Origin of the sequence: Gilliamella apicola (genome assembly GCF_000599985.1) — a bacterium.
In the GTDB taxonomy this organism is placed as follows: Bacteria; Pseudomonadota; Gammaproteobacteria; order Enterobacterales; family Orbaceae; genus Gilliamella; species Gilliamella apicola.
In genome coordinates this window covers 1,875,705-1,898,087 of the sequence record NZ_CP007445.1, presented here as the reverse complement: position 1 = coordinate 1,898,087, position 22,383 = coordinate 1,875,705, and the positions used below count along the sequence as shown (strand labels likewise).

At 32.5% G+C, this 22,383-nt stretch carries 12 protein-coding genes; 8 read left to right on the top strand and 4 right to left on the bottom strand.

Annotated elements, in window-relative coordinates:
• Nucleotides 1–95: 95 nt before the first annotated feature.
• Entirely contained in the window at nt 96–2,453 is a 2,358-nt protein-coding gene (gene pbpC, locus GAPWK_RS08565; protein ID WP_025315822.1) for a penicillin-binding protein 1C, read from the bottom strand.
• A 109-nt stretch (nt 2,454–2,562) separates the two neighbouring features.
• Nucleotides 2,563–8,589, bottom strand: coding sequence for an alpha-2-macroglobulin (locus GAPWK_RS08560; RefSeq protein ID WP_025315821.1), 6,027 nt, complete (start codon nt 8,587–8,589; stop codon nt 2,563–2,565).
• 910 nt (nt 8,590–9,499) lie between these two features.
• On the opposite strand from GAPWK_RS08560, the gene GAPWK_RS08555 reads away from it, so the two are divergent.
• The 6 genes from GAPWK_RS08555 to GAPWK_RS08530 all read left to right on the top strand — a co-directional run bounded on the left by GAPWK_RS08555 (nt 9,500) and on the right by GAPWK_RS08530 (nt 19,381).
• Nucleotides 9,500–9,874: a hypothetical protein gene (locus GAPWK_RS08555; RefSeq protein WP_025315820.1), complete on the top strand. Its 375-nt coding sequence runs from the start codon at nt 9,500–9,502 to the stop codon at nt 9,872–9,874.
• Complete coding sequence (locus tag GAPWK_RS08550) at nt 9,826–10,521, top strand: hypothetical protein (protein ID WP_025315819.1); 696 nt, start codon at nt 9,826–9,828, stop codon at nt 10,519–10,521. Before GAPWK_RS08555 ends, GAPWK_RS08550 begins: the two co-directional genes overlap by 49 nt.
• Before the next feature lie 373 nt (nt 10,522–10,894).
• Complete coding sequence (locus tag GAPWK_RS08545; protein WP_025315818.1) at nt 10,895–14,617, top strand: DUF4132 domain-containing protein; 3,723 nt, start codon at nt 10,895–10,897, stop codon at nt 14,615–14,617.
• A complete protein-coding gene (locus tag GAPWK_RS08540; protein WP_025315817.1) occupies nt 14,611–14,877 on the top strand; it encodes a hypothetical protein in 267 nt (88 codons plus the stop codon). The genes GAPWK_RS08545 and GAPWK_RS08540 overlap by 7 nt, the downstream gene beginning before the upstream one ends.
• Nucleotides 14,878–15,395: 518 nt before the next feature.
• Nucleotides 15,396–19,118 carry a DUF4132 domain-containing protein gene (locus GAPWK_RS08535; protein WP_038517410.1) on the top strand — a complete coding sequence of 1,241 codons (3,723 nt, stop codon included), beginning with the start codon at nt 15,396–15,398 and terminating at the stop codon, nt 19,116–19,118.
• Nucleotides 19,112–19,381, top strand: coding sequence for a hypothetical protein (locus GAPWK_RS08530; RefSeq protein WP_025315816.1), 270 nt, complete (start codon nt 19,112–19,114; stop codon nt 19,379–19,381). The genes GAPWK_RS08535 and GAPWK_RS08530 overlap by 7 nt, the downstream gene beginning before the upstream one ends.
• 12 nt (nt 19,382–19,393) lie before the next feature.
• Here GAPWK_RS08530 and GAPWK_RS15255 read toward each other — a convergent pair whose 3' ends face one another.
• Complete coding sequence (locus GAPWK_RS15255; RefSeq protein WP_238551112.1) at nt 19,394–19,549, bottom strand: hypothetical protein; 156 nt, start codon at nt 19,547–19,549, stop codon at nt 19,394–19,396.
• A gap of 345 nt (nt 19,550–19,894) precedes the next feature.
• On the opposite strand from GAPWK_RS15255, the gene GAPWK_RS08525 reads away from it, so the two are divergent.
• On the top strand, nt 19,895–21,823 hold the full coding sequence (locus GAPWK_RS08525) for a hypothetical protein (RefSeq protein ID WP_025315815.1): 1,929 nt from the start codon (nt 19,895–19,897) through the stop codon (nt 21,821–21,823).
• Nucleotides 21,824–21,899: 76 nt separating this feature from the next.
• Nucleotides 21,900–22,178, top strand: coding sequence for a hypothetical protein (locus GAPWK_RS08520; RefSeq protein WP_025315814.1), 279 nt, complete (start codon nt 21,900–21,902; stop codon nt 22,176–22,178).
• A gap of 16 nt (nt 22,179–22,194) precedes the next feature.
• On the opposite strand, the gene GAPWK_RS14920 is transcribed toward GAPWK_RS08520, so the two are convergent.
• Complete coding sequence (locus GAPWK_RS14920) at nt 22,195–22,350, bottom strand: hypothetical protein (protein ID WP_158413595.1); 156 nt, start codon at nt 22,348–22,350, stop codon at nt 22,195–22,197.
• Nucleotides 22,351–22,383: the final 33 nt, after the last annotated feature.

The window sequence follows — 22,383 nt, the reverse complement described above, 5'->3', positions numbered from 1 at the left end:
TAGTAATTTCGACTAATATCAAGTTTGTAAATTATATTTTTAACGTTATGCATCATGTTGTTATAGCGTTAGTAAGAGTATTAGTTTTGTTTTCATTAATCAATTAAGTCTACTTTTAATTTTCTACTGTCGCTTTGCCCTAGATCATCGATTACAGATATTTTGTAAATGCCACTTTTGTTAGGAACCCAATCCAGTGTATTTTCAACTGAACTACTACCAAGAAAATTTTTATCGACAAACCAATATAATTTCTTAACTTCACCATCAGCAATGGCATTTAGTACAATTTTCTCATTTTCTTTATTACTTAACCTTAATTTGTAAACAACGTTTTTTAAAGGTGAAGTGATACGTGGCGGAGAACCCATATAATTTTGCGTTGTTTCGCAATGCGCGCTATTAGGTGGTGTTTTTTTGGGAATTCCCGCTTTAGCAAATACTTCAGCTAAGTCTGATGACCAATATTCATAAACTTCTACATGTGTATCCTTCGGGTTGAAAGGAGGACAAGCAACTTTATTCGTTTTATTATCAATTACAACAGGACGATAAACTGTATCAATATTAATCGGTGAAACACCTGGTATAAACCAAGTTTTCCCCTTTATCTTACACCATTGTGTAACTAAATTTCCACTTGGTAAACAAATATCGACTTGCGTTAAGTTAGGTGGAATTGCGTTTTGATAACCTTTATGATTTGGATAATATGCAGTTATTGAATCAATAATATTGAAAAATAGTGGTGCTGCGGCATTAACACCAACAAAAGCATTATTGCTATGCCCGTCAAAATTACCCATCCAAACAATGAGAGTATAATTATTAAATCCTCCCGCTGTCCATGCATCTCGAAATCCCCAAGATGTGCCAGTTTTCCAATATATAGGTGTTAGAGATTGTTGTTTTTTAGCTAAAATATCTTCATTGCGCGTGTTTTTTAATAACATATCTAATGTCATGAAACTCGCTTCAGGACTCAACAGACGCTGACTTAAACGTGTTTGATTATCGCTATTTCTTGTCATTCTTAACGGTTGCCAAATACCTTGATTAGCTAACATTGCATATAGTGTTGCTAATTCTTGGGCTGTCACTTCACCTCCGCCAAGAACTAAAGCTAAACCATAATGATCTTCTGTATTCATCTTGCGAATATGAGCTTGTTTTAAGAATTGATAAAATGAAGGTTTTTTTAATTTACCAGCAACATATACCGCTGGAATGTTACGACTGTGAATTAGCGCATCTGTAACAGAGATAGGACCTTTAAAATGGTGATCAAAATTCTCTGGCGTATAAAATCCGAAATCTGTTGCGACATCTTTTAATACTGTTTTGGGATGAATAATACTTTGATCCATACCTAAGGCATAAATAAAAGGTTTTAGTGTTGAGCCGGGTGAACGTTTAGCATCAGTTCCGTTAACTTGCCCTTGAATGCTACGATTAAAATAGTCGGCAGATCCAACTAATGCTTTCACTTCCATTGTGTTGTTATCAACTAATAACACTGAAGTGTTATAAATTCCATTTATTTTATTGCGCTCAATAAATGCGCTGACTTGCTGTTCAATAATTGTTTGTACATCTATTTTTAATGTAGTTTTAATTACTTGTTGTTCATTACTGTTTTTTTGAAATTGTTGTTGAAGTATTTGGTCGGTGAAATGAGGGGCGATGAACGGTAATTGCTCTGGTTGACGCATCATTAGTGGTAAATTAAATAGCGCAGCTATATTATCTTTGGTTTCATAGTGTTTTTGCCAACGTTCAAATAATCGTTGCCTAGCATTAACTAATGCTTTTCCTGCAATGCCTTTTTTCTTGTCTATACGATAAGTAGGTGATTGAGGAAGAACTGTCAACGTTAACGCTTCAGGTAAGTTAACTTTATCAGGCGTTTTATCAAAATAAATTAACGATGCTGCTCCGATACTTTCTATATTTCGACCGAAAGGGGCATAATTAAGATAGGCTTCTAAAATGTCATGTTTAGAGTATTTTAACTCTAATTCAATAGCTCTAAATATTTGCAGTAATTTGCCATCTATTGTTTTAGTATTGATTTTCCAATGCATACGTGCCAGTTGCATAGTGATAGTCGATGCTCCTTGTCGATTACCACCTCCGATATAGGTTGCCCAAAATGCCCTTATCAAACTAAGCGGATTAAATCCAAAATGATAATAAAACCACTGATCCTCATGTAAAAGAAGACCATTAATGATGTGTGGAGAAATTTTTTCCAGAGGTGTCCATGTTCGATATTGTTGGTCGTTTGCTAATGTTATGCGCAGTAGTTTGTCGTTTTCATCATACAAAATAGTGGAAAAATTTAGCGATTGGTTTAACGGTGGGTTAGGGGTTAAACGAAAGGCAATGATGATTAAAAAAAGAATAATAAAAATAACAATAATATTCCCAATATACCTAAATTGTTTTACCATTTTATTAAGTCACACCAATAATGATATAAAATTAGAAAGCTAATGTTAGTAATCATGTAATAAATACAAAATAGCAGAGGGAAAGTGTTTACCCTCTGCCAATGGTTAACTAACGAGGCTCAATAATAATCTTATTTCCACCTTTAGATACAGCTTGAATATCTCGATCATACATTGCTTCACCATAAGCTGGAGGAACAGCATACTGGCCAATATTGGTCGCTTTTATCTGATAATTAAAGGTTTGTATATGATCATTTCTAGTCGAACCATAAATAATCACGCGATCTTCTCTAACATCTGTATAGTCTGGATACCAAGTATATTTACCTGTGGCAATTGGTGATATCCACTGTTCTTCAGAATTATCATTTTCACTCGCATCACTTTGCTCATTGTTTTCAGATTCAGCATGATTATTAATTGCTTTTTGTTGAACAACTTCAAAACCACTTGGTAGCATATCAACAATTGCAATGTTGGTTAATCCTTCTTTAGATATTGAACGGACTCTGACGGTTACATTGATAGTTTCACCTAATTTCACCTTATCAATTTGCTTACCATCGTTATCTGTAAATTCACGGTAAATTTCAAGTCCTTTATTAATTGGTTCTTGCTGAATTGAACGATCAAAGCCTTTCTGTGATATTAAATACCATGCTGGCAAATCTTTAGTATTATGGAAGCTAATAGACTCTACCGAATCATTGAATTTTCCTTTAGCTAACAAATTTTTCAATTTAGCAATAGTTGCAATTTTTGCCTGTTGATCTTTAGATTTTGTTGTGACAGTAAGATCGTTTTCATCTAACTCATGAGCTTTAATTGCTGAATTATAACTATCTAAAGCCAACATAGTCATGGCAGCCGATTGAGTAGTATAACGTTCTTCATTTAGCATTAACGTCATATTCTCAATAGCTTGAGCTGGAATATCATTGATTTTATTTTCAAAATGTTTTGAAATTAAATAGATTTTTCCAGCATCAATGACTAATGGATCATAATAATTGTGATTCCACCATGCATTATCATAGGCTTTGGAGAGATCCTTCCAAATCGGTTTTAAAAGATTATCTGCATGTTTGTCCATTTTCAGCATTTTGTAGGATGATGCTAAATACAATGCTGTAAGATCAGTAGACCAAGATTGGTAATTATGATTTAAATCCTCAATGACTGAAGCAATTTGATTAGTTGTAATGATATTTTGTCTAGTTAGCAAGTAAATTGCATAAGCTCGTAATCGTAAGTTGTAACTATCAGTTAAACTACCAGAAGCAACTAATTTAACATATTTATTTGCATTTTCTAGTAGATCTTTTGGTATTACTAATCCTGCATCTTTTGCTTCGAGTAGGAAGTGAACTGTATAAAGTGTAATAAATGGATCTACATTATATGTTGAATACCATAAACCAATTGCTCCTTCACTATTTTGACGGCTTTGTAGTTTTTGCATTACTGCGGTAAATGGTATTGTTTTATCGGTTATTAAATTGAATTCAGGGTATTTATTGCCAATCACCAGTGGTAAAGCACGACTAACAATCTGTTCAGAACAGAAATATTCATAATCATCTAAGTATTCGGTAAGACCTTTAGCTAAGATCATTGGAGAATAAGAGATGCCAGCATTCTGTTCATTAAATTCTGGATACATTTGTCTAAACCCAGAAAAGGTTTGTGTTTTACCATCCATTCGACCCATAATTGTTTTTATTCGATAAGGATTTATCGGACGAACAGAAGTACTTACTTGTCTTGTTATCGTTTTATCTTTATAAGTTGCTGTAAAGAGTAAATCACCACTACCTAATTGTTCGGTTGCTTTTAAACGAAAACTTAAAGTACCTTCTTTCATTGATGCTAACTTGACGGTTTTAATTGACTCATCTAAAACAGCTAGATGTGGCGTTGTGGTTAGCTTAACCTTAATTGGGATTTCTTCATTACCGATTTCAGTGATGTTATTTGCAACTAATAAACTTATTTCAAACTCATCGTTTGGTGTGACGAAATAAGGTACATTAGGGCTTAATACAAAGTCATTACGCACTGTAGTAGACGTTTGTGTAACACCCATTGTTTTCTTACCGACTGTCACTGCCATCACTCTAATTTTTCCACTGAAAAATTCAGGTACTTTATAATTGAGTTGTTTTTCACCATTAACGTCTATAATTCCGGACCAGTAAGTAACCGGCTGATCTGTCTTACGTTTAAATGGATTCAGATGAGCATTAAGTTTATCATCACTATCTTGATCACCACCTGGTGCAGATAAAGTTAGTAAACGTTTGTATTCAGGTAAGATAAGATCTAAAATCTGATCTGTTCTTACAGATAAGACTTTTTTACGTATAAAGTTTTTAATTGGATTTTTTAATTGATAGCCAGCAACTTGTAAGATACCTTCATCAACTGCAAAAACTGCGACACGTTGTTGACTAGCGGTTTTAATTGTGATTGGAATTGTCTCTCCAGGTTTGATTAATTCAGGTGTTTCTAATGTTACTTTCTCCATAAATTTATCATCTGAAACCTTAAATGGAACAACACCATAACTAAGCGGACTCATGAATATTTCTTCTGAATTTGGATCACGAATAAACTGCACATTGATATAGGCATTTCCTTCCACTTCTTCAGGTAAAGTGATTTTTTGTACTGAGCTGGTAGTATCTGTTTTAAACCATTTCCATGCATAAACCTTATCCCTTTCGATAGTGATGATACCACTTCCGATATAAGGTGCGGTTATTGCAATTTCTATATCTTGACCCGGTTTATATTCATTAGCATCAATTTTTAACATTAATTCACTATTACGATCTAATGAACGTGTTACATTTGCTGATCCTGCTATCGTATATTCGGTTTGATAAATTACTTCATTTTGGTTATTTAACAATTGAAGAATATAGTTACCCGGGGTATTAGTTGGAATCTGATAAACAGTTCCTTTATTATCAATTTCAAAAGGAATTTGTGAAATTATCACATCTTTTTGTTTAGATTCATACTTATAAACACCAGAGGACTGTTCAACTAATATTGAAAGATATTTTTTCTCAAGGGTAACAAGTTTGAGGTTATCTAGTGTAATTTGATCTAGAGCTGGATTTATTGCAATGAGATTAAGCAAACGCTTGCTATCCCGTTTGATATAACTTAAATGACCATCAGATTTTGACCCAACTAAATAATCAGATGCAGAAATCAAAATTGAATCAGTTGCAGCCACACTACGACCACTATTTGGTTCAAATACATCAGTCAAAAATTTGGCTACATATTGACCTTCAAAGTCTTCAATATGCAAATCAATATCAGCAATTCCTTCTTCATTTGTAAAATTGTCTTCAAGTTCAATTTTGAAATTACTACGGTTATTACCTACGCGATAAAACTGATAATCTTCATATTTTTTAAAACTAAATCTTGTTGGTTGTAAATATAATTTACTCTCAACTCGACGGTCTTGGGCAGGGGTTCCAAAGAGATTTTTTGCAGCCACTTTGGCAATTATATCCGATTGATTAATCCATCCTTGTCTGTTTTCAGTTACTATTTGTGCGGTAACTTTAGTTTTATCTGGTTCAAATTCTCGAATAGTCACTGAAGTAGAACCTAGGAAATTTGGTTCATCATTATCCGAATCATTTAAATTTTTTTTATCATCAATATATAGATATACATGCCATTGTCCTGTTGGAGAACTTTCTTCCGTTTTAAATGAAATCTCATTAAAACCGTAATCATCAACTTTGATTTTTTTAGTTGTAACATGACTATTTTTTGCATCAAAAATAGTGGCGACTAAATTAACTCCATTCAATGATTTAGTCCAATCATCTGCTTTAATAATCATCCCAATGTGGAATGTATCGCCAGGTCGATAGATTCCTCTATCAGAAAATAGATGCGCATGTAACTCTCCTCGGTCAATTGTTTCGTATTGACCATCGACATCAAAACGAGAGTAATTAAGTTTTCTGTCATAATAGCGATAACCTTTAGAAATTGGCAAAAATGACATATCTTTACCTTTTTCAATTAAGAATAACAACGGTTTAATGCCTTTATAGTAATCTGATAATGCTGGGAAATGGACATGACCAGTGTTATCGGTGATTGAAGACGTAATTTCAATACCATTGGCGCCGAGTATTGAAACTTTAGCGCCGGCAACAGGTAACCCACTGTTGATAGATTGCACAAAGAGATCATAAGAGCCATCAAGTGATTTTTTATTTATAATGCCTAAATCTGTCACTAATATGAATCGAGAAGTGATATAATCGTAAGGATCTTCCCCTTCTATTGCATCATCATTTTGGGCATAGAGATTTAATAAAAATACTCCGCGATTAGCTTCGTTTTTTTTAACATCTTTGTTAAGGTATGGTGCCAAATCGAAGTCAGAGTAATGAATAGCGCCTGATTTCCCCTTAACATCTTTTATAATTGAATATTTTTCAACAAAATTATCACTTTTATAACCATCAAAACTCATTGATTTAAAATCACTTTCATTATCGTAGACCAAATGCTGTAATTGGGATGGAATAACACGTTTGAGTTCTAACTTTATTTGACTGACATTACGAGAAACGACAGGAATCTTTTTATCACCTGACAGCGATAGTAAGGAACCAGTAGCAGCGAAATTAAGCAATTTATCAAATTCATTAATTTGCATCAATTTCTCATATCTATTTTTAAGGGTGTAGCCACCATCGGACGTTAAAGATGGATCAACAGTAATAAATATTTGTTGACGTTGATCACCGTTTATTTCAAAACTGAATTGATTTTGATAAGTTCTATTGTCGTCAGTCTCAATGTATCTAGTTGTTAATCGTTTCGATTTATCTAAGACGGTTTTATCAATAAAATATTTAGTTTTGTATGTGTTATCGGTTTTATCGTAATATTCTTCACTATATTTGGCGTTTGGATCGGGTAACTGCCAGATTGACAATGCTTTTTGTAAATCACTAGCTTTAACATTATAAGCTAAATTAATTGTGATAATTTGGCGTATTTCATTATTCGACAGTTCAACAAAGGAAATATCAGATGAAGTGATACTAAGATTATATTTATTCGGTATATCGATATCTTTTGAACTTTCTGAGGTTGTTGGGGATCCTCCCATTGAAGATGTTACACCCTTTGCAATTTTTAATAATAAATACCTATTCATATCAGCAAGTTCTAATTTATCACTTTTTATATAGGCACTTGTTTTATCTTTATTATAATTAATTGTAAAGTTTACATTTTGGACAAATTTATTTGGCTCATATCTTCCATTTGCTATTTCAAATAGTGATAATTTTAAATTTTGTTCAAAGGTTGTTGGGTCGACAGGATGAGAGAATTTTACTTCATAAATACCTTGTTTATCATCAGGAACAATAGGATTTTGATATAATTCATTGTTTATTATTTCAAAAGAAAAATCGGTTGTCTTAAATGTAAAAATATTCTCTTTTTTATTTATTAAATTGTTAGAATCAAGTAACTTTGAATCATCCAATTTAACCGTATAGGTTTCACCCATTGGCCATGGTTGTTCTGGTTTAAAATAGATATTTACATCGTCATGCCAACTCCAAATCCCTTTAATTTCAGGTGAAATTTGAATACCCTCAGTTATTTCCTTGCCAATTTTATCTATCGGAGCTGGTGATCGTCTATGTCCAGTAAATTTGATTTTTAAATAAGATTGATTAGGATTAGTAAGCGTACCAGATTCTTTAGGTGTATAAAAAGAAATACCATACGTATTAACAATTACGGTGGCTGGCTCAATAGGTTTTGGTTTATTTAAGTACCAATGGTAGGCATAATTACCACTGAAATAGGTAATAATTCCCAAAATAACAACACCACCAATAATTAAACTGTAGTTATTGAGTCTTTTAATTGATGATTGATAGATATCTTTAGCTCGTGGATACCACTTAGGTACCGACCAATTAATTTGACCAATAATCGGGCTTATAAGCCATAATATGGATCGTAAAACAATTAGTAGAAAAAGTACAAAATAGAGAATCGCTTCTAGACAGATACAGAAGATGCTGTAGGGAAGACGGAGAATGAAACGTATAATATCCATGATATTCCTTATCATATCAATTAATTATCAATAATAGATATTTAATCGCAATAAAACTAAAACTCAAAATATAGCTAATGTATTGAGTTTTATTTCATTATTTTTGCTGTGAATAAATTAGTATTACTAAAAACAGTGTATATACTTTGATGATAGTATAAATGATGAATAAAATTAATTGAATAATCATTGTTCTTTTTTAGCAAAAAAACTGCTCATCCTGGTGCAAGATAACCTTCAATATTTTTTGTTGGTCATGTGTATCAAGAAAATCGCTAAAAAAATTCGATGTCATCCAATTCGTTTTTTTGCTATCCATCTAATTTAAATGATCAAAATCCAGAATTCCAATATAAAGTCCAATGGTCTGGTAAATTACCTAAAAATCAACCTTTAGTGTTTTTTGGTTTTGATTGGAAATAATTTGATTGCCTAGCTATTGATTATATTGACCCATCTTATAGAAGTTTATTAATAAAGTGTGATAATAGGCATTAAGCAAGTTATTTTATCTACATGATGTTTTTTAATGGATAATTGAGAGTGTTTTTTAGTGTAATAAAATATATGTCTCAATAAAATGAAATACTAATTAACAAGATATTGCTAATTTGATTAAAATTATTATCCACTGATGTATTAAACAGAAACCAGATTAAACTAATTCCATTTAAATATTAACTATATCTTTTAATTTTAATAAATATATAGGATAGGGCAGATATGGCATTAATTGTTTGTAACAGAGAAGATTATTTTTTATTAAGAAAAAAAGAATTGGCAAAATCAGTCTTATTAGTTCAAAATTAAATCAGCAATTGTTGAAAAATAATAACTAAAAATAAGTTAAAATTATTGCGGTACCATATAGGTGTGAGAAGTATATTTAAGGAAAATGGTGAACTAATAAATGAAAAATAAATTAATTAGCTTTCTGTTTACAATTTTTGCCTTATCATCAATTAGTTTTTGCAGTAGCGCGGAAATGCTAGGTGGAAACAAATTATTAGAATGGGAAGGAGGACATTATAGGGAAGATATTCGAATGTATACACTCACCTCGATAGATTATATTAAAGGTGAGCCCGAATTTGACTTTATTTCATTATCTGATGATATTGATTTATATGATAACAAATACAAAAAAGATATCTATTTAATTCCAAGCGCTGAAAAAAAACTTATAAAAAAGAACAATATTTACTCACGGGTTCATACCGTACTAAATTGCTTAATTTGGCAGGTATATCAGAAGATGATACAGTATTTATCTATGATTACTTAAATAATAAATTAAAATCGGTTCCTGTTTATGGGTTGAATACTTTTGCTGTCGTGAATACTTATTATCATCCTCATGAACCTTATGGATTAGATGCATATATGTTTGGATTAAAATTAAATTCAAACATGTTTGATCAATACGCATCCTATATTGTCTATATAGGTAAGGAAAATCCTTTTCTACAGCAACCCTTAACTCCACTAGTTTGGCATCAAATTGATAGCAAAGACTTTCCTGTTCTTGAAAGTGATGACGAAATTACTTCCCTTATACCTGTATACAATCCAGAAGATTTAATAAAGGGTGATAATTTTATGGCTGAAGCGATCGGTCTACGCTTTTATATACAAAATTATGAAACTCCAGACAATAACAAAATCATTATAAGACATTTAATTATCTTGGATTCTGATTCAAATATGATAACAAATGTGGTCCACGGTTATTTTGAAGGAGGAATGCTTTTACCATTAAGCAGTTCAATAGATGACAATAAAGAAATATTTCAATGGGTCGGAAGCATTTTAAAAAATGAACCGCCAGTTATATTTGATTTTAGTAGTGAAGCATTTAGTTGTCGTCCGCTTTTTCAATTTATCCATCCATTACATGAATATTTTATACCTAGATGTGATTGTCGACATTAATGTATGAATGGATTGCAGTTAAAAGCAGTAATACTTACTTATCATTTTAGATGTTAAATATTTTATAAGTTTAATTAGATAATAGACGTAGATCGAGTACCAATAGTATGTAATGCATTACAATAAAGTAAAAAATAAAGTTCTTAAATAGAATTAGCAAATAATAAGGAATATAAGGTATCTCTCATAACTTTTTTAATAACCTTCAACAAACTTATCCAACTTTATAAAGTGATTTATATTGATTTAGATGGTTTTATGTCTATTTAAATGGCAAAATTAAATTAAAACAGTAAACGATTAAAAATTATAAATATTACGTAATTACAAATAGATACCTAAGATTTAAACCTTAATGTGAGAATAAAGGAATATGAAAGAAATAAAGCAATTATCACCAGAACAATTAATTAAGACTATTTTTGAACCATTAAGCGTACTGGCTAAATCTTTGCCAACGCGGATCACGCAATATATCTTGCATGGCGATGAACTTGATGTGTTAGTCGATTTTGATAAATTATGTCAAATACCAGGTGATGCTAATAAAATTTATGAATTATTGCGAAGACCCTCTGATTTTTATTATTCACGTGATTATTACGACATTCATCCATTGGAAAAAGCCCGCGTTGATTTTTATAAGCTCTGGACGGATGCCTATACGCCAGAACAAATCATTCGATTTGCCCGAGTTTTAGCCACTTTATTTGATCATTTACGTTTTATTAAACGTATAAGTGAACAAATACCATCATGGTTTATCTATCTGTTATATGATGGATTGATTACCACGTTACCATCTTATTGTGAAAACAACGGTAAAATTGATGAGCGCGAAAATTGGTCAATACAACAGTTACATCAATTTCTTGAACTTGAACAAGAAGGATTAGGTGAAAAGTTGCTGTTTGCAATTTTTGACCGTCAAAATATTAGTGTTGATTATTGTCATTTCTTTCAATATTTTACTCGGTTGAATGGCTTATTGAGTTATATTCAAGATCGTATTGAATTATTTAAGCTACTCCCCTCACAGGGCTTGGCGCCGTTGGGACAGGTAGAACAACTTAAATACATTCAACGATATCCAGAACTTCAGTTGCAATTGGTTGATTTTATTGCAATGCAGGCGTTAAGTACTTCAAAACAGGTGAGTCAATTAGCCACAGAAATACTTTTTAACTTACCAATGAATCTGGTTCAACCCCAATTACAACATTTTTTAACTTCGGGCTCGGCTAAAGAGCGTGCTAATGCAACAATATTGCTCTCTCGAATCATTTCTGAACCAACTATTTTACAACAAGCTTTAGCTAACGAAACCAATAAAACCGTTATTACAACCCTTGAAAGTGCTTTATCAAGATTGGAGAGTGCCAATGCAGCCAAACAGCAAGCTGAGTTAGTTATTCCTGATTTTGAACCACTTAGTGACACACCATTGCCCATAACTGCTCGAGATGTTATACAGCAAAATTTTGATGAGTTCCTTACTGAACGTAAAGCATGGATGGAAGATGAGCAAGAAACAAACCAAGGATTTAAAATGCCATCGACCTATTACTTAGATCTTTATAAACCGTTACAAACAGTAACATCAAAGTCTCTGGATAAGATCTTTGATTATTTGAATGGAAAAATTGATCGTTCTGCCTTACTCAAGGAATTTAACGAAAATATTGATTTTGATTTTTTACTTACTAAAAATCGACTATCCAATTTACCTGAATTTTCTTTATTTCATTTATTCCGAATGAGACGATTAACCGATCATATCGATCATTTAGATGATACCTACTATTTTGATAGAATATATGATAGCTATGATGTTGTTAAAAACTTCGATCTTAGACAAATTGCTGATGTCATGGTAAAAATTAATTTTCATCCACATGTTAAATATATAATTGCTTGGTCATTTTTAGCTAGTGATTATTTTCATGACATTTTTGAAAATGAACCCTATAAATTATGGGCTTTTTTTGCTGAAAATGAGTTTTTAATTGATGAAGCATTGGGGTTGGCTCCTCTACAATTCAATCAGTCTTTTGATAATCGTATTGATAAAGTTAGTGTCATAAAAATATTACAACTCTTCCCAACGATTCCAGCGAAATATGTCGCTTATCTATTTGAATTAGCTTTAGGCGAAAGTATGCAAATACGTTATGCAGCACAAGATGCCCTAAAAGAGATCCCAAATATACATAATCAAATTGAACAAGCTTTATCCTCCGCTAAACAAGAGGTGCGTATTGCAGCAGCTAATTGGTTGGCCGAATTAGGACAAAAAAGCTCGATTAAAGCACTAAATGCTGCGCTAAAAAAAGAGAAACGCGAAACAGTACAAGCAGCGATATTGGTCGCGCTCGAAAAAATTGGCGAAGACATCAGTCAGCATTTAACCCCGAAAAAGTTATTGGCTGATGCTGAAAAAGGTTTAAAAGGGAAAAAAATAACTGATTTTGATTGGTTTGATTTTAACTTAATACCAACATTAACTTGGCAAAATGGTAATAAAGTTGATTCACAAATTATTGAGTGGTGGATCTGTTTAGCGGTCAAGTTAAAAGATCCGGCTAATCCGCTGTTAACTATTTATAATCAACTGTTAAGTACCCAAAGTCAGCGACAATTAGGCGAATTTATTTTACAAAGTTTCATCAATCAAGATACCCGAACACCAACACTGGAAGAGGCGGAAGCCAAAGCCAGTGCAGAAGCTGACAAACGCTTGCAACTACGTATTTTAAATTATCAGCGCTATCCAGAATTTTATTCTAACGGTAAAAATATTACTTATGAGCATGTTTTTGAAGAAATTAAAAATGAAACTTTAGCAACTTATCTTGGTTCAGCCATTAAAGCCAAAGGAATGTTAGCTTTAACTTGTGGTATTGAAGGCCGGGTTGCTGTATCTCTCTTACGTTCGTTTATGAAAAATCATTATCAACGTCGAGCACAAATTGAAGCGATGCTTGAACCATTGGCAAACAGTGATGATCCTATGGTCATTCAACTATTATTATCTTTAGCGCGTCGCTATCGTACGGCATCTATTCAAGAAAGAGCCAGATGTTTAGTAGAAAGTATTGCTGAGCGCTCAGGCTGGACAACTGATGAATTGGCCGATCGTACCATATCAACGGCAGGGTTAGATGATAATGGCTTGTTAATTCTTGATTACGGTGAGCGTACCTTTATTGCTAGTTTAGATGATAAATTTAAGTGGCAATTAAAGAATGCTGATGGAGAAAAGATCAAAGCATTACCAGAAGCACGTAAAAGTGAAAATCCTGAATTAGTTAAAGAGGCAAAAAAACAGTTCAGCAACAGTAAAAAAGAGTTTAGCCAATTGCTCACTATGCAAATAAGTCGTTTTTACGAAGCCATGTGTGCCGAGCGTCAATGGCGAGTAGACGATTGGCAAAAATATCTGCAACCACACCCAATTGTGGGACGATTAATTCAACGTTTAGTTTGGTTACAATTAGACAATAGTGGTCAGATTGTCAATAGTTTTAGACCAACTGAGGATAGCAGTTTAATAACGAATCAAGATGAAGAAATTTTACTTGATGAAAATAACTATATTACACTTGCTCATTCAGCGTTACTATCAAGTGATGATATAGCACAATGGCAAGCACATCTTAAAGATTACAAAGTAAATCCATTGTTTGAGCAGTTTGATGCTCTATTACCCGATATGAACAAATTTAAAGATGGCATTATTGATGACCGTTTAGGTTGGTTAACCGATAGTTTTACCCTACGTGGTATTTTAACGAAAATGGGTTACGAGCGTGACAATATTGAAGATGGCGGATGTTTTTTTGGTTACCATAAACACTTTGATAGTCTCAATATTTATATCAATATTGAATTCAGTGGCAGTATGGTACCTGAAGAAAATATTCCAGCTGTACTTTATAATCTTTATTTCAGCAATAAAAAAGGTTTCAAAGATAGAGCAATCGCGCTCGATAAACTACCAAAAGTATTATTAGCCGAAGGTTATGCTAATTATATGGCAGTTGCAAATGCTGGTAGTGGTTTTGATCCTAATTGGAAAGATAAATTAATATGGTAAAACATGACCAAAACCTGATGGATCCGGTTATTCTTGATTGCTTTGCGAGTTTAAATAAATTAGAACCATCAATGCCTGAACGGATTTGTCATTATATTTTATATGGCAAAGATGACATGGTTCTTGATGCTCTAAAAGTATTATCAAAAACGAATAAATATGATAAAGGATGTTATATTCTGCTTAGTGGGCTTGTTTTTTTCAACAAAGCAATCAATCTCAGCAAAAATCAAACTAATGACCTTCCGTTTGCATTATAAACAAAAGTTTTGCTGATTATATGGCTGTTGCTAATGTATCAAGTAAATTTGATTTAGATTGAAAGGATAAAAAAGGTGGTAATCAGAAACAAGTAATATGATTAATTGCATAAGAGTGTTATAGCTAAGACCTGGTAACGTTAAGCAAAGTCGATAATGACAATAATAAGCCTTAAGGTTTTTTTATCAAAATCAGAGCATTAAATTAGTTAGATTGGGAACATTAGGCCTTAGTGATAATTTTTTTGTGACGATCTGTCAGTTGACCTTGCAATTTATCACTATTAAAAAACAAGGTTTAATGTAAGTGGAGTTAAACGTAGTTTTGAAAGATAATACGAATGATATTAAAGGATCTAATTTTATAGGGATAATATAGTACCTAAACGTTCCACAAAATCCGATATATGGTGTAGTGATTATCAAGTATAAAAAACTTTTTGAAAATAACAAATCGCTATGATACCCAATTACAAATGGATACCCAAGATTTGAACCTTAATGGAGAATAAAGGAATATGAATGAAATAGAACAATTATCACCAGAACAATTAATCAATACTATCTTTAAACCATTAAGTGAATTAGACAAATCTTTACCAGAACGGGTCACACAATATATCTTGCATGGTGAAGAAATTGATGTGTTGGCCGATTTTAATAAATTGTGTCAAATTTCAGGTAATGCTAATAAAATTTGTAGGTTATTACAAGGACCAGCTTCCTTTGACAGTTCATACCATTATCGCAAGTTTAATCCGTTAGTCAAAGCACGTATTGATTTTTATAAGCTTTGGACGGATGCCTATACACCAGAACAAATAATTCGATTTGCCCAAGTCCTAGCTACTTTATTTGACCATTTAAGTTATATTAAACATATAAGCGACCAAGTTCCTTCATGGCTTATGTATTTGTTATATGATGGACTAATTACTACGTTACCCTCTGATACTGTATACAAAGATAAAATTGATGATCGTGAAAATTGGTCAATCCAACAATTACATCAATTTCTTGAAATTGAACAAGCAGGCTTGGGCGAAAAGTTGCTGTTCGCGATTTTTGACCGTCAAAATACTAGTGTCGATTATTGTTATAAGTTTCAATATTTTACTCGATTAAATGGATTATTGAGTTATATTCAAGACCGGATTGAACTCTTTAAGCAACTTCCCTCACTTGGTTTAGCACTTTTGGGACAGGTAGAACAACTTAAATACATTCAACGATATCCAGAACTTCAGTTACAATTGGCTGATTTTATTACAATCCAAGCGTTAAATACTTCCAAGCAGGTGAGTCGATTAGCTACAAAAATACTACTAAATTTACCATTGGAGCTGGTTCAACCACCATTACAATACTTTTTAACTTCAGGCTCGGCTAAAGAGCGTGCTAATGCAACAATATTGCTTTCTCGAATCATTTCTGAACCAACAATTTTACAACAAGCTTTAGCTAACGAAACCAATAAAACAGTTATTGCTACCCTTGAAAGTGCTTTATCGAGATTAGAAAGTGCCAATGCAGCCAAACAGCAAGCTGAGCTAGTTATTCCTGATTTTGAACCAATTATTGACACACCATTACCAATAGCGGCTCGAGATGTTATACAGCAAAATTTTGACGAGTTTATTACTGCACTTAAAATATTGAAGGAAAATGAGCAAGAGAAAAACCAGAAATATAAAATGGCATCGACCTATTATTTAGACCTTTATAAACCACTGCAAAAGGTGACATCAAAGTCTCTGGATAATATCTTTGAATATTTGAATGGTAAAATCGATCGTTCAGCATTATTCAAAAAAATTGATGAGAAAATTAGTTTTCGCTTTTTATTTATTAAAAATCGACTATCAAATTTATCTGAATTTTCTTTGTTTCATTTATTTCGAATGATACGATTGGTCAATCGTAAAGATAATATTTATTATTATAATATAATAGATGAATTCTTTAGCTTTGTTAAAAACTTCGATCTTAGACAAATTGCTGATGTCATGTTAAAAATAAACTTCCACCCACAGGTTGAACTTACAATTGCTTTGCCGTTTTTAACCAGTGATTTTTATCATGATCTTTACCATGATATTTTTGAAAATGAACCCTATAAATTGTGGGCTTTTTTTGCTGAGAATGACTTTTTAATTGATCAAGGATTGGGTTTAGCTCCTTTACAAATTACTCACTATTATGCTCATGTAGATAAAGTTCGCACCATAAAAATATTGCAACTGTTTCCAACGATTCCAGCTAAATATGTCGCTTACCTGTTTGAATTAGCTTTAGGTGAAAATAAGCAACTACGTTATGTTGCTCAAGATGCTTTAAGACAGATCCCCAACATACATAGTCAAATTGAACAAGCTTTATCGTCCACTAAACAAGAGGTACGTATTACCGCAGCTAATTGGTTGGCCGAGTTAGGACAAAAAAGCTCGATTAAAGCACTAAATGCTGCTCTAAAAAAAGAGAAACGCGAAACAGTACAAGCGGCGATATTGGTTGCGCTCGAAAAAATAGGAGAAGATATTAGTCAGCACTTAACCCCGAAAAAGTTATTGACTGATGCTCAAAAAGGTTTAAAAGGTAAAATGCCAACTGACCTTGATTGGTTTGATTTTAACTTAATACCAACATTAACTTGGCAAAATGGTGATAAAGTTGATTCACAAATTATTGAGTGGTGGATCTGCTTAGCGGTCAAATTAAAAGATCCGGCTAATCCGCTGTTAACTATTTATAATCAATTATTAAGCATCGAAAGTCAGCAACAATTAGGCGAATTTATTTTACAAAGTTTCATTAAGCAAGATACCCAAAAACCAACATTAGAAGAAGCGGAAGCGAAAGCCGGTTTAGAGGCTGATAAACGGTTGCAACAATATATTGGATATTATCAACGCGATCCGGAATTTTATTCTAACTTTAAAGATACTACTTATGAGCAGGTTTTTGAAGAAATCAAAAAAGAGACATTAGCAACCTATCTTGGCTCAGCCATTAAAGCCAAAGGAATATTAGCGTTAACCTGTGGTATTGAAGGCCGGGTTGCTGTATCTCTCTTACGTTCGTTTATGAAAAATCATTATCTACGTCGAGCACAAATTGAAGCGATGCTTGAACCACTGGCAAACAGTGATGATCCGATGATCATTCAACTATTATTATCAATAGCACGTCGCTATCGCATGGCATCCATTCAAGAAAAGGCCAGATATTTGGTCGAAAGCATTGCTGAGCGCTCAGGCTGGTCAACTGATGAACTGGCCGATCGCACCATATCAACCGCAGGGTTAGATGATAATGGCCTGTTAATTCTTGATTACGGTGAACGTAGTTTTATTGCTAGTTTGGATGATAAATTTAAATGGCAATTAAAAAATGCTGATGGAGAAAAGATCAAATCATTACCTGAAGCACGTAAAAGTGAAAATCCTGAATTAGTTAAAGAGGCAAAAAAACAGTTCAGCAACAGTAAAAAAGAGTTTAGCCAATTGCTCACTATGCAAATAAGTCGTTTTTACGAAGCCATGTGTGCCGAGCGTCAATGGCGAGTAGACGATTGGCAAAAATATCTGCAACCACATCCAATTGTGGGGCGATTTATTCAACGTTTAGTTTGGTTACAATTAGACAATAATGGCCAGATTGTCAATAGCTTTAGACCAACTGAGGATAGCAGTTTAATAACGAATCAAGATGACGAAATCTTACTTGATGAAAATAACTATATTACACTTGCTCATTCAGCGTTACTCGCGAGTGATGATATAGCTCAATGGCAAGCACATCTTAAAGATTACAAAGTAAATCCATTGTTTGAGCAGTTTGATGCTCTATTACCCGATATGAACAAATTTAAAGATGGCATTATTGATGACCGTTTAGGTTGGTTAACCGATAGTTTTACCCTACGTGGTATTTTAACGAAAATGGGTTATGAGCGTGACAATATTGAAGATGGCGGATGTTTTTTTGGTTACCATAAACACTTTGATAGTCTCAATATTTATATCAATATTGAATTCAGTGGCAGTATGGTACCTGAAGAAAATATTCCAGCTGTACTTTATAATCTTTATTTCAGCAATAAAAAAGGTTTCAGAGATAGAGCAATCGCGCTCGATAAACTACCCAAAGTGTTATTAGCCGAAGGTTATGCTAACTATATAGCAGTTGCAAATGCCTGTAGCGGTTTTGATCCTAATTGGAAAGATAAATTAATATGGTAAAACATGACCAAAACCAGATGGATCAGGTTATTCTTGATTGCTTTGCAGGTTTAAATAAATTAGAACAATCAATATCTGAACGGATTTGTCATTATATTTTATATGGAAAAGATGTCATGGTTCTTGATGATCTAAATGTATTACCAAAAACGAATAAATATGATGAAGGATGTTATATTCTGCTTGGCATGTTTGTTTTTGATCAAAGCAATCAATCACAGCAAAAATCGACACGCATCGCTTCCCGTCTATATTATAAGTAAAAGTTCTGCTGATTATATAGCGATTGCCAATGTATCAAGCAAATTTGATTCAGATTTAAAGTATAAACAAGATGGTAAATCAGAAACAAGTAATACGATTAACTGCATAAGAGCGTTATAGCCAAGAACTGACAACATTAAGCAAAGTCGAATGGCAATAATAAGCATAAGTTTTTTTTATCAAAATTAGAGCATTAAATTAGTTAGTTTGGGAACATTAGGTATTAGTGGTAATTTTTTGTGACGATCTGTCAGTTGACCTTACAATTTATCACTATTAAAAAACAAGGTTTAATGTAAGTGGAGTTTAACCTAGTTTTGAAAGATAATACGAATGATATTAAAGGATCTAATTTTATAGGGATAATATAGTACTTAAGCGTTCCACAAAATTCGATATATGGAGTAGTGATTATCAAGTATAAAAAACTTTTTGAAAATAACAAATCGCTATGATACCGAATTACAAATGGATCCCCCAAAATTTGAACCTTAATGGGAGAACAAAGGAATATGAAAAAAGCAGAACAATTATCAACAAGTCCACATGCATCTAAACAGTTAATCTACACTATCTTTAAACGATTAAGTAAATTAGATAAATCTTTGCCAACACGAATCATAGAATATATCTTGCATGGTGATGAACTTGATGTGTTAGTCGATTTTGATAAATTATGTCAAATATCTAACAATGCAGTTAAACTTTATGAATTATTAGAAAAACCAGCTCAATTTTATTGTTCACGATATAATTATTGTAGTATTGATTACGGAATTCATTGGTTGTTAAAAGCACGCAATAATTTTTATAAGTCTTGGACAGATACTTATACACCAGAACAAATCGTTCGATATGCCCGAGTTTTAGCCACTTTATTTGACCATTTACATTTTATTAAACATGTAAGCGAGCAAATTCCATCATGGTTTATCTATCTGTTATACGATGGACTGATTACCACGTTACCATCTTATAGCGAAAACAAAGATAAAATTGAGGAACGTGAAAATTGGTCAATCCAACAATTACATCAATTACTTGAAATTGAACAAGCAGGATTAGGCGAAAATTTACTGTTTGCGATTTTTGATCGTCAAAATATTACTGCTACTCGTTTTGATTTCTTTGAGTATTTCACTCGATTGAATGGATTATTGAGTTATATTCAAGATCGGATTGAATTATTTAAACAACTCCCCTCACTCGGTTTATCACTTTTAGGGCAGGTAGAACAACTTAATTATATTCAACGATATCCAGAACTTCAGTTACAATTGGTTGATTTTATTGTCATGCAGGTGTCAAATACTTCCAAACAAGTGAGCCAATTAGCTAAAGAAATACTACTAAATTTACCACAGGAGCTGGTTCGACCGCAATTACAACACTTTTTAACTTCAGGCTCGGCTAAACAGCGTGCTAATGCAGCTATACTACTCTCTCGAATCATTTCTGAACCGACAATTTTACAACAGGCTTTAGCTAACGAAACTGATAAAACAGTTATTGCAGCACTTGAAAGTGCTTTAATTCGGTTAGAGATTGCCAATGCCGTCAAACAACAAGCTGATTTAGTTATTCCTAGATTTGAACCACTTGTAGACACTCCATTACCACCAAGTGCACGTGATGTTTTACAGCAAAATTTTGACGAGTACCTTATCGAATGTAAAAAATGGATGCAAAATGAGCTAGAGGAAAAACAAAAAAACAAAGAATCATCATCTACAGAACATCAAAACCGTTATATAAAGTTAAAAACAGTGACATCAAAATCTCTTGATAATATCTTTGAATATTTGAATGGTAAAATCGATCGCTCAACATTATTTAAAGAAATTAACGAGGAAATTGATTTTGAATTCCTATTTACTAAAAATCGATTATTAAATTTACCTGAATTTTCTTTGTTTCACTTATTTCGAATGAACGAGCTACTTAGTAGTCTAGAGAGTAATTATTCTTTTGAAATGCTATACGATAAGTATGACATTTTTAAAAACTTCGATCTTAGACAAATTGCTGATGTCATGATAAAACTTAATTTCTATCCTCATGTTGAATATGAAATTGCTAGATTGTTTTTAGATAATGATTTTTATCATAATATTTATGAAAATGAACCCTATAAATTATGGGCATTTTTTGCTGAAAATGAATTTTTAATTGATCAAGCATTAGGTTTTGCACCGTTACAAAGCACTCAGTGCTCTTATTATAATATTAATAAAGTTGGTGCCATAAAAATAATACAGCTTTTTCCAACGATTCCAGCTAAATATGTTGCTTATCTAATTGAATTAGCTTTAGGTGAACGTAAGCCCGCACGTTATGCGGCGCAAAATGTCTTAAAACGGATCCCCGAAATATATAATCAAGTAAAAAAGGTTTCAAAAATAGAACAATCGCGCTTGATAAACTTCCAAAAGTGTTATTAGCCAGAAGTTATGCTAATTATATGGTAGTGGCAAATGCTAGTAGTGATTTTGCTCCTAATAGGAAAGATAAATTAATATGGTAACACATGTCCAAAACCTGTTGGATCAGATTATTCTTGATTGCTTTGCTGTTTTATATAGATTCGAACAGTCAATGCCTGATCAGATTTGTCATTATATTTTATATGGAAAAGATGTCATGGTTCTTGATGATCTAAATGTATTACCAAAAACGAATAAATATGATGAAGGATGTTATATTCTGCTTGGCATGTTTGTTTTTGATCAAAGCAATCAATCACAGCAATCAATCACAGCAAAAATCGACACGCATCGCTTCCCGTCTATATTATAAGTAAAAGTTCTGCTGATTATATAGCGATTGCCAATGTATCAAGTAAATTTGATTCAGATTTAAAGGATAAACAAGATGGTAAATCAGAAACAAGTAATACGATTAACTGCATAAGAGCGTTATAGCCAAGAACTGACAACATTAAGCAAAGTCGAATGGCAATAATAAGCATAAGTTTTTTTTATCAAAATTAGAGCATTAAATT